Source organism: Actinomadura oligospora ATCC 43269 (assembly GCF_000518265.1).
GTDB classification, from domain to species: Bacteria; Actinomycetota; Actinomycetes; order Streptosporangiales; family Streptosporangiaceae; genus Spirillospora; species Spirillospora oligospora.
The window spans coordinates 145,648-161,006 of the sequence record NZ_JADG01000018.1; the positions used below are offsets into that span (position 1 = coordinate 145,648).

The 15,359-nt window shown below is 73.0% G+C and carries 12 protein-coding genes; 4 read left to right on the forward strand and 8 right to left on the reverse strand.

Annotated features, from left to right (window positions below; translation table 11 throughout):
• Positions 1–46 precede the first annotated feature (46 nt).
• The 3 genes from P696_RS0126815 to P696_RS48340 all read left to right on the forward strand — a co-directional run bounded on the left by P696_RS0126815 (position 47) and on the right by P696_RS48340 (position 3,910).
• Positions 47–568, forward strand: coding sequence for a TetR/AcrR family transcriptional regulator (locus P696_RS0126815; protein WP_026414740.1), 522 nt, complete (start codon positions 47–49; stop codon positions 566–568).
• Positions 569–787: 219 nt separating this feature from the next.
• A complete protein-coding gene (locus P696_RS48335; RefSeq protein WP_084338183.1) occupies positions 788–2,056 on the forward strand; it encodes an MFS transporter in 1,269 nt (422 codons plus the stop codon).
• A gap of 93 nt (positions 2,057–2,149) precedes the next feature.
• Positions 2,150–3,910, forward strand: a complete 1,761-nt coding sequence (locus P696_RS48340; protein WP_051468215.1) for a serine/threonine-protein kinase — start codon at positions 2,150–2,152, stop codon at positions 3,908–3,910.
• Between the two features lie 63 nt (positions 3,911–3,973).
• Here the strand turns inward: P696_RS48340 and P696_RS0126830 are convergent, their stop codons facing one another.
• The 7 genes from P696_RS0126830 to P696_RS0126860 form a co-directional block, all read right to left on the reverse strand.
• Positions 3,974–4,924, reverse strand: coding sequence for an electron transfer flavoprotein subunit alpha/FixB family protein (locus P696_RS0126830; RefSeq protein ID WP_026414741.1), 951 nt, complete (start codon positions 4,922–4,924; stop codon positions 3,974–3,976).
• A gap of 22 nt (positions 4,925–4,946) precedes the next feature.
• Positions 4,947–5,726 carry an electron transfer flavoprotein subunit beta/FixA family protein gene (locus tag P696_RS0126835; protein WP_026414742.1) on the reverse strand — a complete coding sequence of 260 codons (780 nt, stop codon included), beginning with the start codon at positions 5,724–5,726 and terminating at the stop codon, positions 4,947–4,949.
• 301 nt (positions 5,727–6,027) lie between these two features.
• The gene (locus P696_RS0126840) at positions 6,028–7,491 is read right to left on the reverse strand and encodes a protein kinase family protein (RefSeq protein WP_026414743.1); all 1,464 of its coding nucleotides are present in this window, start codon (positions 7,489–7,491) and stop codon (positions 6,028–6,030) included.
• Positions 7,492–7,653: 162 nt separating this feature from the next.
• A complete protein-coding gene (locus P696_RS52995; RefSeq protein WP_051468216.1) occupies positions 7,654–9,600 on the reverse strand; it encodes a serine/threonine-protein kinase in 1,947 nt (648 codons plus the stop codon).
• Between the two features lie 100 nt (positions 9,601–9,700).
• Positions 9,701–10,561 (reverse strand): serine/threonine-protein kinase, encoded by an 861-nt coding sequence (locus tag P696_RS48350; RefSeq protein ID WP_051468217.1) that lies wholly within the window; start codon positions 10,559–10,561, stop codon positions 9,701–9,703.
• A 147-nt stretch (positions 10,562–10,708) separates the two neighbouring features.
• Positions 10,709–11,659 (reverse strand): acyl-ACP desaturase, encoded by a 951-nt coding sequence (locus P696_RS0126855; RefSeq protein WP_026414744.1) that lies wholly within the window; start codon positions 11,657–11,659, stop codon positions 10,709–10,711.
• A 257-nt stretch (positions 11,660–11,916) separates the two neighbouring features.
• Entirely contained in the window at positions 11,917–12,684 is a 768-nt protein-coding gene (locus P696_RS0126860; protein WP_026414745.1) for an SDR family NAD(P)-dependent oxidoreductase, read from the reverse strand.
• Between the two features lie 186 nt (positions 12,685–12,870).
• Between P696_RS0126860 and P696_RS53000 the strand changes: the two genes are divergently transcribed.
• Entirely contained in the window at positions 12,871–14,373 is a 1,503-nt protein-coding gene (locus P696_RS53000) for a serine/threonine-protein kinase (protein ID WP_157429932.1), read from the forward strand.
• A 57-nt stretch (positions 14,374–14,430) separates the two neighbouring features.
• Here the strand turns inward: P696_RS53000 and P696_RS0126870 are convergent, their stop codons facing one another.
• Positions 14,431–15,213 carry an enoyl-CoA hydratase/isomerase family protein gene (locus P696_RS0126870; RefSeq protein WP_026414746.1) on the reverse strand — a complete coding sequence of 261 codons (783 nt, stop codon included), beginning with the start codon at positions 15,211–15,213 and terminating at the stop codon, positions 14,431–14,433.
• Positions 15,214–15,359: the final 146 nt, after the last annotated feature.

Genomic DNA, 15,359 nt, shown 5'->3' on the forward strand with positions numbered 1-15,359 from the left:
CTTCGAGTTGTCCCCTGAACCGTCCGGTCGGTACAGTAAAGAGGCCATGATGAAGGAAGCCCTCCTCGACGCCGCCGAGGCCGTGCTGTTCGAGCACGGCGGACGCGCGTTGACGCTGAACGCGGTCGCCGAGCGCGCCGGCGTCAGCAAGGGCGGGCTCCTCTATCACTTCCCGAACAAGGAAGCCCTGGTCCAGGCGCTGGTCGCCCGGGTCATCGCGGAGTTCGACGAGCTGATCGGCTCGTTCGACGACGGAGGCCCCGGGTCCTACACCCGCGCCTACGTCCTGGCGACCTTCGAGATCCTCACCGGGGAGGCCCGGGCGCACCGGCGATGGTCGGCCATCACGGCCGCCGCCACCGATCCGGAGCTCGCCGAGCCGCTGAACGAGGCCATGGGCCGCTGGCACAAGCGTCCCTGTGGCGAGGATCCGGATCCGGCCACCGCCATGGTCGTCCGGCTCGCCGCCGAGGGCCTCTGGGAAGTTCTGAGCCACTCGCCCGGGTTGTACGACCAGGCGGAGCTCACGGCGCTGAGGGAACGGCTGCTGGCCCTGGCCTCCGGCTGACACCAGGCCGAGTCGCCGCCCGGCACGACCTCCCCGGCAGAACCCCCGCACGACCCCACTTCGCACGACCCCCGCACGACCCCACTTCGCACGACCACCACGACCCCGGCGCGCGCCGCCGAACCTCCGGGTGCCCCCATGGGCTTTGGAGCGTTCCTGCACGCCCGGACACCTGAATCCCGGGCCCTCCGCCCCGACCAGACGAGAAAGAGGTGAACCATGCTGCTGCGCGCTCGCACAGGCACGTTCCTGACCTTCGCCTTGGCAGGACTGCTCTGTGGTGTGTGGACGTCACGCATGCCCGCACTCGCGAGCAAGTTCGGAACGAGCGAGGGCGAGATCGGCATCGTGGTCCTCGTCTGGGGCCTCGGCGCGCTCGTCGCGATGCAGGGTCTGCGCTCCGTGATGGGACGGTTCGGCAGCCGCTCGGTCCTGCGGGTCGCGCTGCCGCTGACCGCGGTGTCCTACATCGGCGTCGGGTTCGCCCCGACCTACGGGGTTCTGATCGCGGCCGTCGCGCTGTTCGGGATGACCTTCGGGATCACCGACATCGCCATGAACGCGCAGGCCAGCGTGGTCGAGCACGAGTACAAGCGGTCGATCCTGTCGTCCATGCACGCGGGCTGGTCCGTCGGCGCCATGACCGGCGGGCTGATCGGGTTCGGCACCGCGCACGCCGGGCTCGGCTTCAGCGCCACCGTGCTCGCCGTCGCGCTCGCCGCGCTGCCGCTCGCGCTGCTGCTCGGCCCGACCTACCTGGCCGACCGTCCGGTCCGCGCCGCCGCCGCCGTCGCCGGGGGCGGACGCCGCCGGGCCCGGCTGCCGATGGCGGTCTACCTCGTGGGCCTGCTGGCGTTCGTCGCGTTCATGACCGAGGGCTCGATCGCCGACTGGAGCGGCCTGCTGCTGCACGGCGAGCTCGGCGCGACGCAGGCCGTCGCGGCGCTCGGCTACCCGATGTTCCAGGTGGCCATGCTGATCGGCCGGATCGGCGGCGACCACCTGCGGATGTGGATCGGCACCCGGAACCTGCTGGTCGTCTCGGGCGTCGGCACCGCGGTCGCGATGGCCGTCGTGGTCACCGCGCCGAACACCACGGTCGCGATCATCGGGTTCTTCCTGTCCGGGCTGGTGGTCGCCACGGTCGTGCCGATCTCGATGTCCCTCGCCGGGACGTCCGCGCCCGGCCAGCCCGCCGCCGCGGTCGCCCAGGCCGGGGCCATGGGCTACGGCGGCCTGCTGCTCGGCCCGGTCGTCGTCGGGTTCCTCGCGGACGCGACGTCCCTGCGGATCGGCGTCGGCGCGATCGTCGTGCTGGCCCTGATCATCGCGGCCGGGGCCCGGTTCGTCCCGCTCGGGTCGGGCGAGATCGGCTCGGTCCGGGTCGACGAGGAGCCCGCCGAGGGCGTCGCCGTGACCTCCGAGCCGGTCGAGGGCGGGATCCCCGCGCCGCGTCCGGACGGCGAGCCGCAGCCCGTGCCCGCCTGAGCCCGACCGCCGAAGAGGGGGATCGTCCGAGCGGACGGTCCCCCTCTTTCGCTATAAACGCTCGGGTTCGGATCATCTCCGGAAGGAACGGGCATGGACGGCTGGCGGGTACCCGGGTACACCGAGCTGAAGGTCCTCGGCGAGGGCGGGCAGGGCCGGGTCGTGCTGGCCCGCCACGACGCCACCGGACGGCCCGCCGCGATCAAGTACCTGTCCGCCCATAACACCGCCGACGAGCGCCATCTGGAGACCTTCCGGCGGGAGGCCGAGCTGCTCCGGCGGCTGCGCAGCCCCTATGTGGCGCAGCTGTTCGGCCTGGTCGAGGCCGAGGGCGGCCTGGCCATCGTGATGGAGGCGGTGGACGGCGCGTCGCTGCGCGCGCTGCTCACCGAGCGCGGCGCGCTGCCGCCGGAGGGCGCGCTCGCCCTGCTCAAGGGGTCGCTGCTCGGCCTCGCGGCGGCGCACGACCTCGGGATCGTGCATCGCGACTACAAGCCCGCGAACGTGGTCGTCCGCGCGGACGGGCTGAGCAAGCTGATCGACTTCGGCGTCGCCGTGGACGCGGGCGCCGCGGACCTCTCCGGCACCCCGCTCTACATGGCGCCCGAGCAGTGGCGCGCCGAACCCGCCTCCCCCGCGACCGACGTGTACGCCGCGACCTGCGTGTTCGTCGAGTGCGTGACGGGTGAGCGGCCGTTCCGCGCGCCGTCCGCCGAGGCGCTGCGGGAGCTGCACGTGTCGGCGCCCGTGCCGTCCGAGAAGGTTCCGGAGCCGCTGCGCGGGCTGGTCGAGCGCGGCATGGCCAAGGACCCGTGGGACCGTCCGCCGGGCGCGATGGCGTTCGTCCGCGAACTGGAGTCGGTCGCGTCCGAGGCGTACGGGACGGACTGGGAGCGGCGTGGCGTCGCCGCCCTCGCCGGAGCCGCCGCCGCGCTCGCCGCCCTCTTCCCCCTCACCAGCCTGGGCGCGGGAAGCGCCGGAGCAGGCGCGGGCGCGGGGAGCGCGACCGCGGGCGGAGCCTCAACGGCGGGAAAGGCAGCGGGAGCCACAGGGAAGATCCTCTCGGGGGTGAGCGCCAAGACCACTCTCGCGGTCACCGGGGCGGCCGTGATCGCGGCCGGTGGCGGCGCGGCCGTGTACGTCGCCACGCAGCCGGCCAAGAAGAGGCCGACGCCGCCGCCCCCGATCGCGATCCGCCTGACCGCGCTGAACGAGCCCCGGGCCGCACTGCCCGGCGGCGGGACGTGGCAGGTGAACGGCCAGGTCGTGACCGTCTCAGGGCACAGGGACCCGGCGCTCGACACGAAGCTGAACGCCGCCCTGCGCGCCCCGCTCGTCCAGCGCTGGACGGAGACGAGGTCCATCCTCGGCGGGCAGCCGGGCGCCTACACCGGGACGGTCCGCCCGGCGATCCTGCTGCGTGGGCCGAGGCTCCTGAGCGTCCGGTACGACACGGATGTCGAGGGCCAGGTCGGGCCGGGCTGGGACCAGGCGCGGACGGTCACCGTCGACCTCGACACCGGGACGGCGTACGCGCGTCCGATCGACCTGTTCCGGACGGCGTCGCCCGCGCTGTCGCCGAAGGTCCTCGCGCACCTGCCGGGGAACCGCTGGTGCCCGCGCGAGCCGGTCGGCCCCGGCATCACCGCCAGGCAGCTGACCAGCGGCGAGGTCTCGGTCGCGCTCACCGCGTCCGGGATCCGGGTGGCCTACCAGGGTGCGGCGCTCGGCTACTCGGGCGCGTGCGGGAACCGCAGCGCGGACGTCCCGTACGGCGAGGTCGCGGACCTGCTGAAGCCGGAGGTCACCGCCGCCGTCCCGTACCCCGCGACGTCCGTGCGTCCGACCCCGTAGGCCCCTGGAACACCGAACGCCCCGGCCGGGCGGACCCGGCCGGGGCGTCAGGAGCACGCGCGCCTACTTGCGCTTGTTGATCTCCTCGGTCAGCTGCGGGGCGACCTGGAACAGGTCGCCGACCACGCCGTAGTCGACCAGCTCGAAGATCGGGGCCTCAGGGTCCTTGTTGATCGCGATGATCGTCTTGGACGTCTGCATGCCGGCCCGGTGCTGGATCGCGCCGGAGATGCCGACCGCGATGTACAGCTGCGGCGACACCGTCTTGCCGGTCTGGCCGACCTGGAACTGGTGCGGGTACCACCCGGCGTCGGTCGCCGCGCGGGACGCGCCGACCGCTCCGCCGAGGGTGTCGGCCAGCGCCTCGATGATCGTGAAGTTCTCGCCGGAGCCGACGCCGCGGCCACCGGAGACCACGATCGCGGCCTCGGTGAGGTCCGGGCGCTCGCCCTTCTCCTCGACGACCTTCTCGACGACCTTGGCGGCCTTGTCGGCGCCGGACAGCTCGACCGACACCTGCTCCTCGGCCGGGGTCGCCGGGGCGGCCTCGGGCGCGACGGAGTTCGGGCGGACGGCGATGATCGGCGTGCCGGTCCTCACCTTGGCGTGCGCGATGATGCCGCCGCCGAAGATGGAGTGCTCGCCGACGAAGCCCTCGGCGACGTCCACGACGTCGGTGAGGGCGCCGGAGCCGGTCTTGATCGCCAGGCGACCGGCGACCTCCTTGCCCTCGGCGGTCGCGGCGACCAGCACGGCGGCCGGGGCCTTGTCCTGGACGAGCTTGGCGAGCAGCGTGGCCTTCGGCGCGACGACGTAGGAGGTCAGCTCCCCGTCGGCGGCCAGGTAGACCTTCTTCGCGCCGAACTCGGCCAGCTTGTCCTTGGCGCCCTCGTAGCCCGGGCCCACCCATACCGCCGCGGCGTCGCCGAGGCGGTTGGCGAGCGTGAGCAGTTCGAGGGTGACCTTCTTGACGTCACCGTCGACGTGGTCGACGAGGACCAGGATCTCACTCATTGCTTAGGGTCCCCTTCCCCGCTCAGACGAACTTCTTCGACGCGAGGAACTCGGCGATCTTCACGCCGCCGTCGCCCTCGTCGGTGACGATCTGGCCCTGCGCGCGCGCCGGGGCCTCGGCGAAGTCCACGACCTCGGTCGCGGCGTTGGCGAGGCCGACCCGGCCCGCGTCGATGCCCGCGCCCGCGACGTCCAGCGTCTCGACCGGCTTCTTCTTGGCCGCCATGATGCCCTTGAAGGACGGGTAGCGCGGCTCGTTGATCTTCTCGACGACGCTCACCACGGCCGGCAGGGTCGCCTCGACCTTGTCGTGGCCGTAGTCGGTCTGCCGCTGGATCCTGATCGCGGAACCGTCGATCTCGACCTTGTTGGCGAGCGACAGCTGCGGGACGCCCAGGCGCTCGGCGAGCATCGCGGCGAGCATGCCGGTGCGCGCGTCGGTGGACTCCGAGCCGAGGATCACCAGGTCGAAGCCGGTGCGGCCGAGGACCTGCTGCATGGCGTAGGAGGTCTGGAAGGCGTCCGAGCCGGCGAGGGCGTCGTCCAGGAGGTGGACGGCCTTGTCCGCGCCCATGGCGAGGGCCTTGCGGATCGAGTCGGTCGCCTTGTCGGGACCCATGGTCAGGACGGTCACCTCGCCGCCCTGGGCCTCCTTGATGCGCAGCGCCTCTTCGATCGCGTACTCATCGAGCTCGTTGATGACACCGTCCGCCGCACCGCGGTCGAGGGTGCTGTCATCGGACTTCAGCTTGCGCGGGCTCTCCGTGTCGGGAACCTGCTTGACGCAGACGACGATGTTCATGGCCGGTGGCCGACCTCCCTGCACTCAGTTTGGCCGCTGGGGTAAGCGGACATAAGGACGCCGCCCGTGGGCCGGGTCGGCGCGTGCTCGCACGCAGCCTCGCGGCGGCGCACCTGACAGCCTGCCAAAGACCCGAACGTGTTTCGGCCCCGGGTCCCCGGTTGGACCGTACACAGCAGATGTTACCGGTCAGTAGGGGCTGTGCGAAACCCGGCCCGTGAGACCTACCCCACGTAGGAGAACGCCACGCGGGCGGTTCGTTCTCCATCGCGGCCTGTGGGACCGGTCACTGCCCCGGACGTCAGTGCAGGGAGTTCTGGAAGCGGGAGAGCGTGGCCTCCAGCGAGCTCTGCAGGCCGTAGAGCGGGGCGAAGCTGGGCGTGAACGACATCGCGGCCACCAGGCCCGCCAGCGTCAGCACGCCGAGCACCAGGCCCGCCGCCGCGACCGTCCCAGGACGCCACGCCAGCGGCTCGAACGCGCTCTCCAGGGCCCGCCGCGCGCCGCCCGCGCCCGGAGCCGTCCAGAGGGCGATCGTGCCCGTCCCGGCGCCGAGCGCCCCGGCGCCCAGCGTGGACAGCTCGACGCCCACCGCCGCGACCCCCACGACCATCAGCGGGACGCCGACCGCGAACACGGCCGCGTAGGGCAGCGACAGGATCGTCCGGCCGACGGCCTCGATGCGTCCGAGCGTTCCTCGTGCGCGCGTGATCCGCAGCAGCGTCACCGCCAGCGCCGACACCGTCACGCCGACCACCGGCATCATGACCGCGACGCACCCGGCGATCACGATCACCAGCACCGCGAGCAGGCGTGCCCATCCGCGCACGACGGCGAGTTCGTGGTCGGCGACGGATCCGGCATGCCGTCCGCCGACCACCATGTCGTCCATGTCGTCCTCGTGCGCGTGCGATGCGACGGCGGTCGCCACGCCGGACGTCGGCTCGGGGTATCCGCCCGTGCCGACCGGGCCGGGCATCGCGAACCCGCCCGTGTCGTGGACGGGAGGCATGGCGAACCCGCCCGTCCCGGACATCACGGCTGGGAAGCCCCCGGTGGCCGGGGCGTCGGGATACGGCGCCGGAGCCTCGGCGGCCGGTGCGGGGACCTCAGGGGCCGGGCCCAGGTCGAGCTTGGACGCGGCGGCGATCAGCTCCTCGGCGTTCGGACGCGCCGACAGGTCGAGCGCCGCGGCGGCGCGGAGCAGGCCGCGCAGCGCGCCCGGCAGGCCGGGGGCGTCCAGGGAGGCGTCCTCGCTGCCGGTGGCCGCGAACAGGACGATCTCAGACCACGCCCGGATGTCGCCCGCCTGGCCCTCGGGGTCGGCGACGAGGCCGAAGTCGACCACGACCGGCGCGCCGTCCACGACCAGGACGCTGCGCGGGTCGAGCGAACCGTGCCCGAGACCGGCCCTATGGATCGCCGCGACGGCCTTGGCGAGCGCGACGGCCATGTAGCGGAGCGCTGGACCACGGAGCGGGCCGTCCACCGCGACGGTCTCGGCCAGCGGTCGGCCCGGCACGAACCGCGACACGACATACGGCGGACGGGCCTCGGGATCACCGTCCAGGACGTCCACGACGTAGGGGCTCAGCACCGCGCGCATGCGCGGGACATCGGGGACCGCGCCCGGCGGCAGCATCCGGATCGCCACGTCACGCCCGGTCGCGTCCGCCGCCCGGTGGACGGCACCGGACGGCCCGTCCAGCCGCGACAGCAGCCGGTACGGACCGATGTGCTCCTGGTGGCTCGTCTCCCCGCTCATGGACCCGGCACCCTATCGGGCACGGAGCCCGCCCGACGCCTCATGCGCACACCGTTTCCCACCTCTACGCGACGCGACCACTCCCCGACCGCTCCCCGCACCCGGCCGACCACACGACGTGGCCGTTCTCGGCGGCCGTCGCGGGCCTGCAGGGGGCGCGGGTCAGCCGATGAACGGGATGCCGCCGTGGAGGATGTCCTCCACGCGCGCGCGGACCCCGTCCAGGCTCTTGCTCATGCCGTCCACCGGGGTGGTGTCGGGCGGCTGCTTCTGGGACAGGACGGCGAGCACGACCGTGAAGATCCCGAGGACCAGGACGCCCGCGAGGGCCGCCTCCGCGCGCGGGAGCAGCGCCCCCCACACGCGCGCGAGCTGGCGGCGCGGGGCGCCGCTGCCCGGGGCGAGGGCCAGCAGGCCGATCACGAGCATGGCGGAGTACGCCACGGCCTTGGACGCGGTCATGTCCGGGTAGGTGAACATGAGCACGCCGAGCAGGATCGCCCCGGCGAACAGCGAGAGCGCCGAGAGCAGCGCCGTCGCCATCACCGCGCCGGGCAGGTGCAGGGGCGTGCGGAAGGCCGCGCCGACCGCGTCGCCCGAGCGCGGGCCGCGCCGGGTGCGGCGGCCCTCCATGCCCTTGGCGGCCTTGTCGCCCGCGCGCAGCACCAGGACTCCGGCGATCGTCACCGCGACCGCGAGCAGCGGCGCGATGTTCGCGAACGCGATCAGCGCGCCGAGCACGAGCAGGCTGAGCACCCGGTACCAGCCGAACGGCTTCGGGTGCTCGCGCTTCTCCTGCGGCTCGGGCCGCTGTTTCGCGGGCTGCTGCTGGTCAGGGCGGTGCTGTGCCTGCTGCTGGTAGGGGTCGTACGGCTGGGGCGGCTGCGGCTCGGCCCTGCGGAGCCCGCCCTGCGGGGGCCAGCCCTGCTGGTTCGGATGCGCCGGCGGACGCGCCTGACCGGCCTGTGGATAACCGGCGCGGGCCGGACGGTGGTCGTACGGCCCGGGCGCGGGCGGCGGGACGGGCGGGGGCGCGGCCGGCGGCAGCATCCCGACGAAGTCCTTGGGCTGCTGCACGTGGACGGGCGCGGGCATCGGCGGAGGCGTGTCACGGAGGGTCTCGTCGCCCGCCGAGGGCGGCCCCAGGGGGCTCGCCGCGTCCTGGACGGTCTCGGGCTCGGCCGGCGCGTCCTTCGCGGTCTCCGGGCCCGGGAGCGGCGGCGTGAGGAGCGCGCCGTGATCGGGACGGGTCGTGAGCTGGTCGTCGATCCGGGTGTGGTCGGCGACCGTCGCGTCGATGTTGATCCGCTGGACCAGCCCGGTCAGCTTCGCCGCCTCCGGCCGCTCGGCCGGGTTCCGGGCCATCGCGGCGCGCAGCACCGGCAGCAGCGCCTCCGGCACGCCGTCCAGGTCGGGACGGCCCTGCATGATCTTGTAGAAGATCGACTCGAAGGTGCCGGAGCCGAACGGCGGACGGCCGGTCGCGGCGTAGCCGACGGTGCCCGCCCAGGCGTGCACGTCCGACGGCGGGCCCGCGTCCTCGCCCTCGATGATCTCCGGGGCCAGGTAGCCGGGCGTGCCGATCACCATGCCGGTCGCGGTCAGCCGGGTCGCGTCCGCGCCCTGGGCGATGCCGAAGTCGATCACGATCGGCTCGCCGTCCAGCAGCATGACGTTCGCGGGCTTGAGGTCGCGGTGGATGATCCCCGCGTCGTGGATCGCCGACAGGGCCTCGGCGAGGCCCGCCGCCAGGCGCTGCAGGGCGCGCCCGTAGAGCGGCCCGGCGTCCTCGACGACCTCCTCGAGCGTCCGGCCCGGGACGTACTGGGTGACGATGTAGGGCCGCTCGGCCGTGACGTCCGCGTCGAGGATCTCGGCGACGTTGGCGCTGCGCACCCGCCGCATCGAGTCGGTCTCGCGGGCCAGCCTGCGGCGCGCCGTCGCGTCACCCGCGACCGCGGGGCGCAGCACCTTGATCGCCACCTCGCGGCCGTCGGGGGCCAGGCCGAGGTAGACGACCCCCATGCCACCCTCCCCGAGGGTCTCAAGGACGCGGTAGTGGCCGATCGACTGGTCGACGCTGTCCCCGGACGTGGCAACCCCCTTCATCGTTTCCGAAACCCTACCTTCGTCCGCCGAGCCGGTCCGCGCCCGCCACCGGGGCGTCCGATTCCCGCCATTTCGCCGTCCCCCTCCCGAGCCTTCACGATCATGCGACGGCCGCGCGGGCCGCGGAGTTCGCGGACCACGCGGATTCGTGCGCCCATTCGGCCAGCGCCCCGGCCAGCCACCGCGCCGACGGGCGTTCCGCCGGGTCGCGGGAGAGGGCCTTGGCCACCGGCCCGGCCAGCGGCCCGGTGACCCCGTCGAGGTCGGCCATCCCGCGCAGGATCCGGAAGCACACCGCGTGCAGCGACCCCTTGCCGAACGGCGACCGCCCCGTCGCCGCGTACGCGACGGTGGCCCCCCAGGCGAAGACGTCCGAGGCGGCTGAGGCGTTCCCGCCTTCGATCAGTTCGGGGGCGAGATAGGCCGGAGTGCCCGCGACCATGCGCCGCCTCCGCTGCGGGCGCTCCGCCGTGTACAGGACGTGATCGGAGCCCGGCTCGTGCGCGATACCGAAGTCGATCAGCGTCGGACGGTCGCCGAGCACCATGACGTTGCCCGGCGCCACGTCCCGGTGCAGCACCCCCGCGTCGTGGACGGCCGCCAGCGCGAGCGCCAGCGTGCGGGCGAACCTCGGCACGCGCGCGCGGCGCAGCGGCCCGTACGCGTCCACGAGGTCGCCGAGCGGCGTGCCGGGCACGTAGCCCATGGCGAGGTGCGGCCGGTCGCTCTCGATCCGGCCGCCGAGCAGTGGCGCGACGTACGGGCTGTCCACCCGCCGCTGGGCCGCCATCTCCCTGGCCAGCCGCCGCCGGGCCTCCGCGTCGGGCGCGAACTCCGGCCGGAGCTCCTTGACCGCGACCTCGCGTCCTGCGGCGTCCAAGGCGAGATGGACGACCGCGGTCCCCCCGCGTCCGATCTCGTTCAGCAACCGATAGTCGCCCAGCCGCCGATGCGTCCCCATATCCCCTTTGACGCCGGTTCCGCCAGGGTCGTTCCTGGGGAAACCGGGGTCTTCGGCGGTTCCGTGCGCGGGCGCGCGAGCGGGCCTCGCGGGCAGACTGCCAGGCCTGGGGGCGGACCTGGGGGCCTTGGGGGGAGGCCTGAGGGGTCAGGACTTGCGGGCGGCCTGGCGGGCGCGGCGCTCTTCGCGGCGGGTCTCGAACTTGGTGGCGGCGCCGTTCAGGCCCGCCATGAACTCCGCCAGTTCCTCGCGCGCCTTCTCGCCGTCGCCGCTCAGGTCGGTGCGGTCGAACACGCCCCACTTGCGCAGCACCGGGACGACGACGTCGTCGTGGTGCAGGCGCAGGTCGTAGATGCCCGCGTTCGCGATGATCACGGACTTGCGCAGGAATCCGTCGATGCTGTGGCCCGGCATCTGGAACCCCTTCACGACGTCGGTGACGGCGCGCATGGTCTCGTTGGGCGCGAGGTCGAACGCCGCGCCGAGGAGGTTCCGGTAGAAGACCATGTGGAGGTTCTCGTCCGCGGCCACGCGAGAGAGCATCTGGTCGCAGATCGGGTCGCCGGACGCCTTGCCGGTGTTGCGGTGCGAGACGCGGGTGGCGAGCTCCTGGAACGAGACGTACGCCACACCGTGCAGGAACGAGTCGCCGTGGTCGGCCTCGTAGCCGACCTCCATGTGCTTCATGCGCGCGCGTTCCAGCGCGACCGGGTCGACGGCGCGCGTCACCGAGAGGTAGTCACGCAGGACGATCCCATGCCGGTTCTCCTCGGCCGTCCATCGGTTGACCCACGTGCCCCAGGCGCCGTCCCGGCCGAACACGTCGGCGATGGCGCGGTGGTAGCCCGGCAGGTTGTCCTCGGTGAGCAGGTTGACGATCAGCGACTCGCGCGCCTCTTCGGTGATCTTGGAGTCGCCGGGCTCCCAGCCCTCGCCGCCGAGCGGACCGTCGAAGTCGCGGCCCTGGCTCCACGGGACGTACTGGTGCGGGAACCACTCCTTGGCCACCCCGAGGTGCCGGTTGAGCTCGTTCTCGACGACCGGCTCGAGCTCGATGAGGAGCTGGATCTGGTCCTTGGACTCGGGCGTCACGGTCATGCGTTTCCTTCGCTGGACAGGGCGGTCGAGTGGCCGCGCACCGGCCCTGGGTTCGGGCGGCACGGCGCGGCGGGGGCTCGGCCGGGGTCGCCGGTCGCGGGTGGCGATCAGCGAACCTACGGAAGCGTAGGTTTCGATCGTCGCGATCGTGTCAGGCTCCCGTCAAGGCACTCTCGTCACAAGGTACGCGGCGGAATTCTTGTCGGAAGTGATGAAACCCGGACCGGATTCGCCCTCCCCTCGCGTCCGGCCGGTGGTCACTGCGAGCCAGCGGCCTGTTTCCACAGGCGGTTCGCCGCGGCGCGCAGGAGCGGCCGGGGCAGCATCTTGAGGGCGGGCATCGCCGCCTTGTACTGGAGGCCCGGGACGCACAGGGCACGGCCTAGTTCCACCGCGTCCAGGCCCGCGCGCGCGACGTCCTGCCGCCGCAGCCACAGGGGATGCGGGTCGTGCGCCTCGTCCGTGCGCGTGAAGCCCGGGCAGAGCGCGGTGACGTGGACGCCGCGTCCGACGACCTCCGCGTGCAGGCTCTCCGAGAAGGACGCGACGTACGCCTTGGTCGCGCCATAGGTCGCGCTACCGGGGGACGGCGCGAACCCGGACACGGACGAGACGTTCAGCACCCCGCCTCGTCCGCGCGCGAGCATCCCGGGCAGGACGGCGTGGGTCAGCCGGACGAGCGCGTTCACGTTCAGGTCGATCTCGCGGAGCTGGTCGTCCAGCGGGAGCTCGGCGAAGGCCCCGAACGCCCCGTACCCGGCGTTGTTGACGAGCAGTTCCACCGGTTCGTGGCGGAGCCTGCGCTCGACCTCGTCGCGGTCGGCAGGTTCGGTGAGGTCGGCGGCGATGACCTCGACCGCGACCCGGAACCGTTCGACCAGCTCGCGCGCGAGCACGTCCAGCCGGTCGGCGCGGCGGGCGACGATGACGAGGTCCGCTCCGCGCCCGGCCAGTTCGCGCGCGAAACTCTCGCCGATCCCACTGGAAGCGCCCGTGACGAGGGCGGTTCGGAACGCCTGCCGCATGGCGGGTGATGCTAGCCGCTCACCCGCGCGCGCGGAGTGCTTCACCTCGGGCAAGGCCTCCGGTAACGGCCCTCCCGCGACCCGGGTCGTGATGAGATCGAGACCCATTGGTCGTGCCTCGCGGACATCTCGGGGCAAACCCCATACGATCATCCACCGCAGTCCACGAGCGCGACGGGTGTCCCAGTGCGAACGGAAGATCGGATCGGCCCCTACCGGGTGCTCGAAGAGCTCGGCGTCGGGGGGATGGGCGAAGTCAGCCTCGCCCTGGACGAGCACGGCCGGGCCGTGGCCGTGAAGGTCCTGCATCCGGCCGTCGCGCGCGACGAGGTCGCCCGCAAGCGCCTCGAACGCGAGGTCGCCACCATGCGCCGCGTCCGTGGCCCGTTCGTCGCCGAGCTCCTCGACGCCGACTTCACCGCACACCGCCCGTACATCGTCACCCGCTACGTCCAGGGCCGGACGCTGGACGAGGTGTTGCGTGAGCGGGGACCACTGCGCGGAGCCGCCCTGCGAAGGTGCGCGCGCGGACTGGCGCGCTCGCTCGTGGCGATCCACGAGGGCGGCGTCGTCCACCGCGATCTCAAGCCGGGCAACGTCATGCTCGTGGACGGCGACCCCGTCGTCATCGACTTCGGCCTCGCGCACGTGCTGGACGCGACCCGTCTCACGCTCACGGGCACCGCCATCGGCACCCCCGGCTACCTCGCCCCCGAGGTGCTGGACGGCGAACGCGCCACCCCGGCGTCCGACATCTTCTCCTGGGGCGCGTCCGTCGTGCACGCGGCCTCGGGACGCCCGCCCTTCGGCTCCGGCCCGGCGGCGGCCATCTGCTCCCGGATCCTGCGCGGGCGCGCGGACCTGACGGGCGTTCCGCGCGACCTGCTCCCCGCCGTCCGGGCCGCGCTCTCGGTGGACCCCGCCGACCGTCCTACGGCGATCGAACTACTGCCCCTGCTACGGCCCGTTCCGCCGGACGCGCCCACCGAGGCGATCCCCATTCCGCCGCGTCCGCCTGCCGTGCCTGAGACGGAGGCACCCGATGCCGTGCCCTCGTCGGCCGCTGAGGAGGAGCAGGAGACGCGTGCGCAGGAGCCTGAGGCATCGCACGTGCATGAGCCGGACAGTTCAGGTCAGGCGGCGAAGGGTGATGGAGGCCGCCGCCAGGCCGGTGCACGGCCGCGGAAGCTGCGCGGGGCGCTGGGTGCGCTCGTGTTGGCCGTCCTACCGGGGACTGCGCTCGCCATACCGATACTGACGTCGGCCGCCTGCCTGCTCTGGTTCTTCCTGGTCTACGCGCGCCGGGCCCTTCGGCGTATGCGGCTCCGCATCACGAGCGCACGAGGCGGACGCGCCGCACGGTTCCGCGCGGGCATCGCCGCCCTCATTGCCGTCCCTCTGGAAGTGCTCATCCGCCTGGGGTTGCTGACCGTCGCGGGAGCGGGCGTCTACGCCGCCATCTTCGCCCTGGCCCGGCTCACCCCCGCGTCCGGGCGGGCCGCGGAGATCGCACTGGGCGTCCTCGCCGCGATCGTCATCGCACTGCGATGCCGCTACAACACGTCGGCAGCCCTATGGCTGAGGCTGCTTCTGCCTGTCGTCGCCATAGGGCTGCTCGCCGCCGCCGCTTACGCGGTCCATCCCGCCATCTGGTGGCCGCTGCCACCGTTCGAGACCACCGACCAGTGAGGACCAGCGGAAAACTCAAGGGCAGGGGTTTGGTCCGGGTCAGCGCTTGGGTCCGGGTCAGCGGCCGGTGAACTTGGCCTTGCCCGGGCCCTCCTCCATGAAGCTCTTCATGCCGTTCTGCTGGTCCTCCGTGGCGAACAGCGCGGAGAACCGGGTGCGCTCGATCTCCAGGCCCGTCTCCAGGTCGACCTCAAGGCCCGAGTCGATGGCCTGCTTGGCGGCGCGCAGCGCCAGCGCGGGCCCGCCCACGAAGGTCTTGGCCCACGTCACGGCCTCCTCGTAGACCTTGTCGTCCGGGACGACGCGGTCGAGGAGTCCCATGGCCAGTGCCTCGTCCGCGCGCACGTGGCGCCCGGAGAAGATCAGGTCCTTCGCCTTGGCGGGACCGACCAGCCGCGCGAGCCGCTGCGTGCCTCCCGCGCCCGGGATGATCCCCAGCTGGATCTCCGGCTGCCCCACCTTCGCTCCCGCGCCCGCGATCCGGAAGTCGGCGGTCAGCGCGACCTCCAGGCCGCCCCCGAGCGCGTACCCGGTGATCGCCGCGATGACCGGCTTCGGGATCGCCGCGAGCGCCTTGGTGAAGTCCTGGAGCAGCCGGGACGGGACGCCCGACATCTGCGCGTACGAGAGCGGCGCCATCTCCTTGATGTCGGCCCCGGCCGCGAACACCCGCTCCCCGCCGTACAGCACGACCGCGGCCGTCTCGTCGTCCTCGCCCACCTGCCGCGCGGCCTCGACCAGCTCACGCTGCATCTGGGCGTTGAGGGCGTTCATCTTCGGCCGGTCCAGCCGGATCGTCGCCACGCCGCCCTCGGACTCGACACGTACGAACTCGCCCACAAACGCCTCCATCGCTGCCGGAACACCAACGGACAGAGCCTAATCTCTCGGGGTTATCCACAGGTCGGCGGAGGCGGGCCGGGTGTCGCCGGCCGCTGGTAGCTTCGGTGGTCTTCGTAGGTTCGGGTGAGCTGGGGGAACATCGG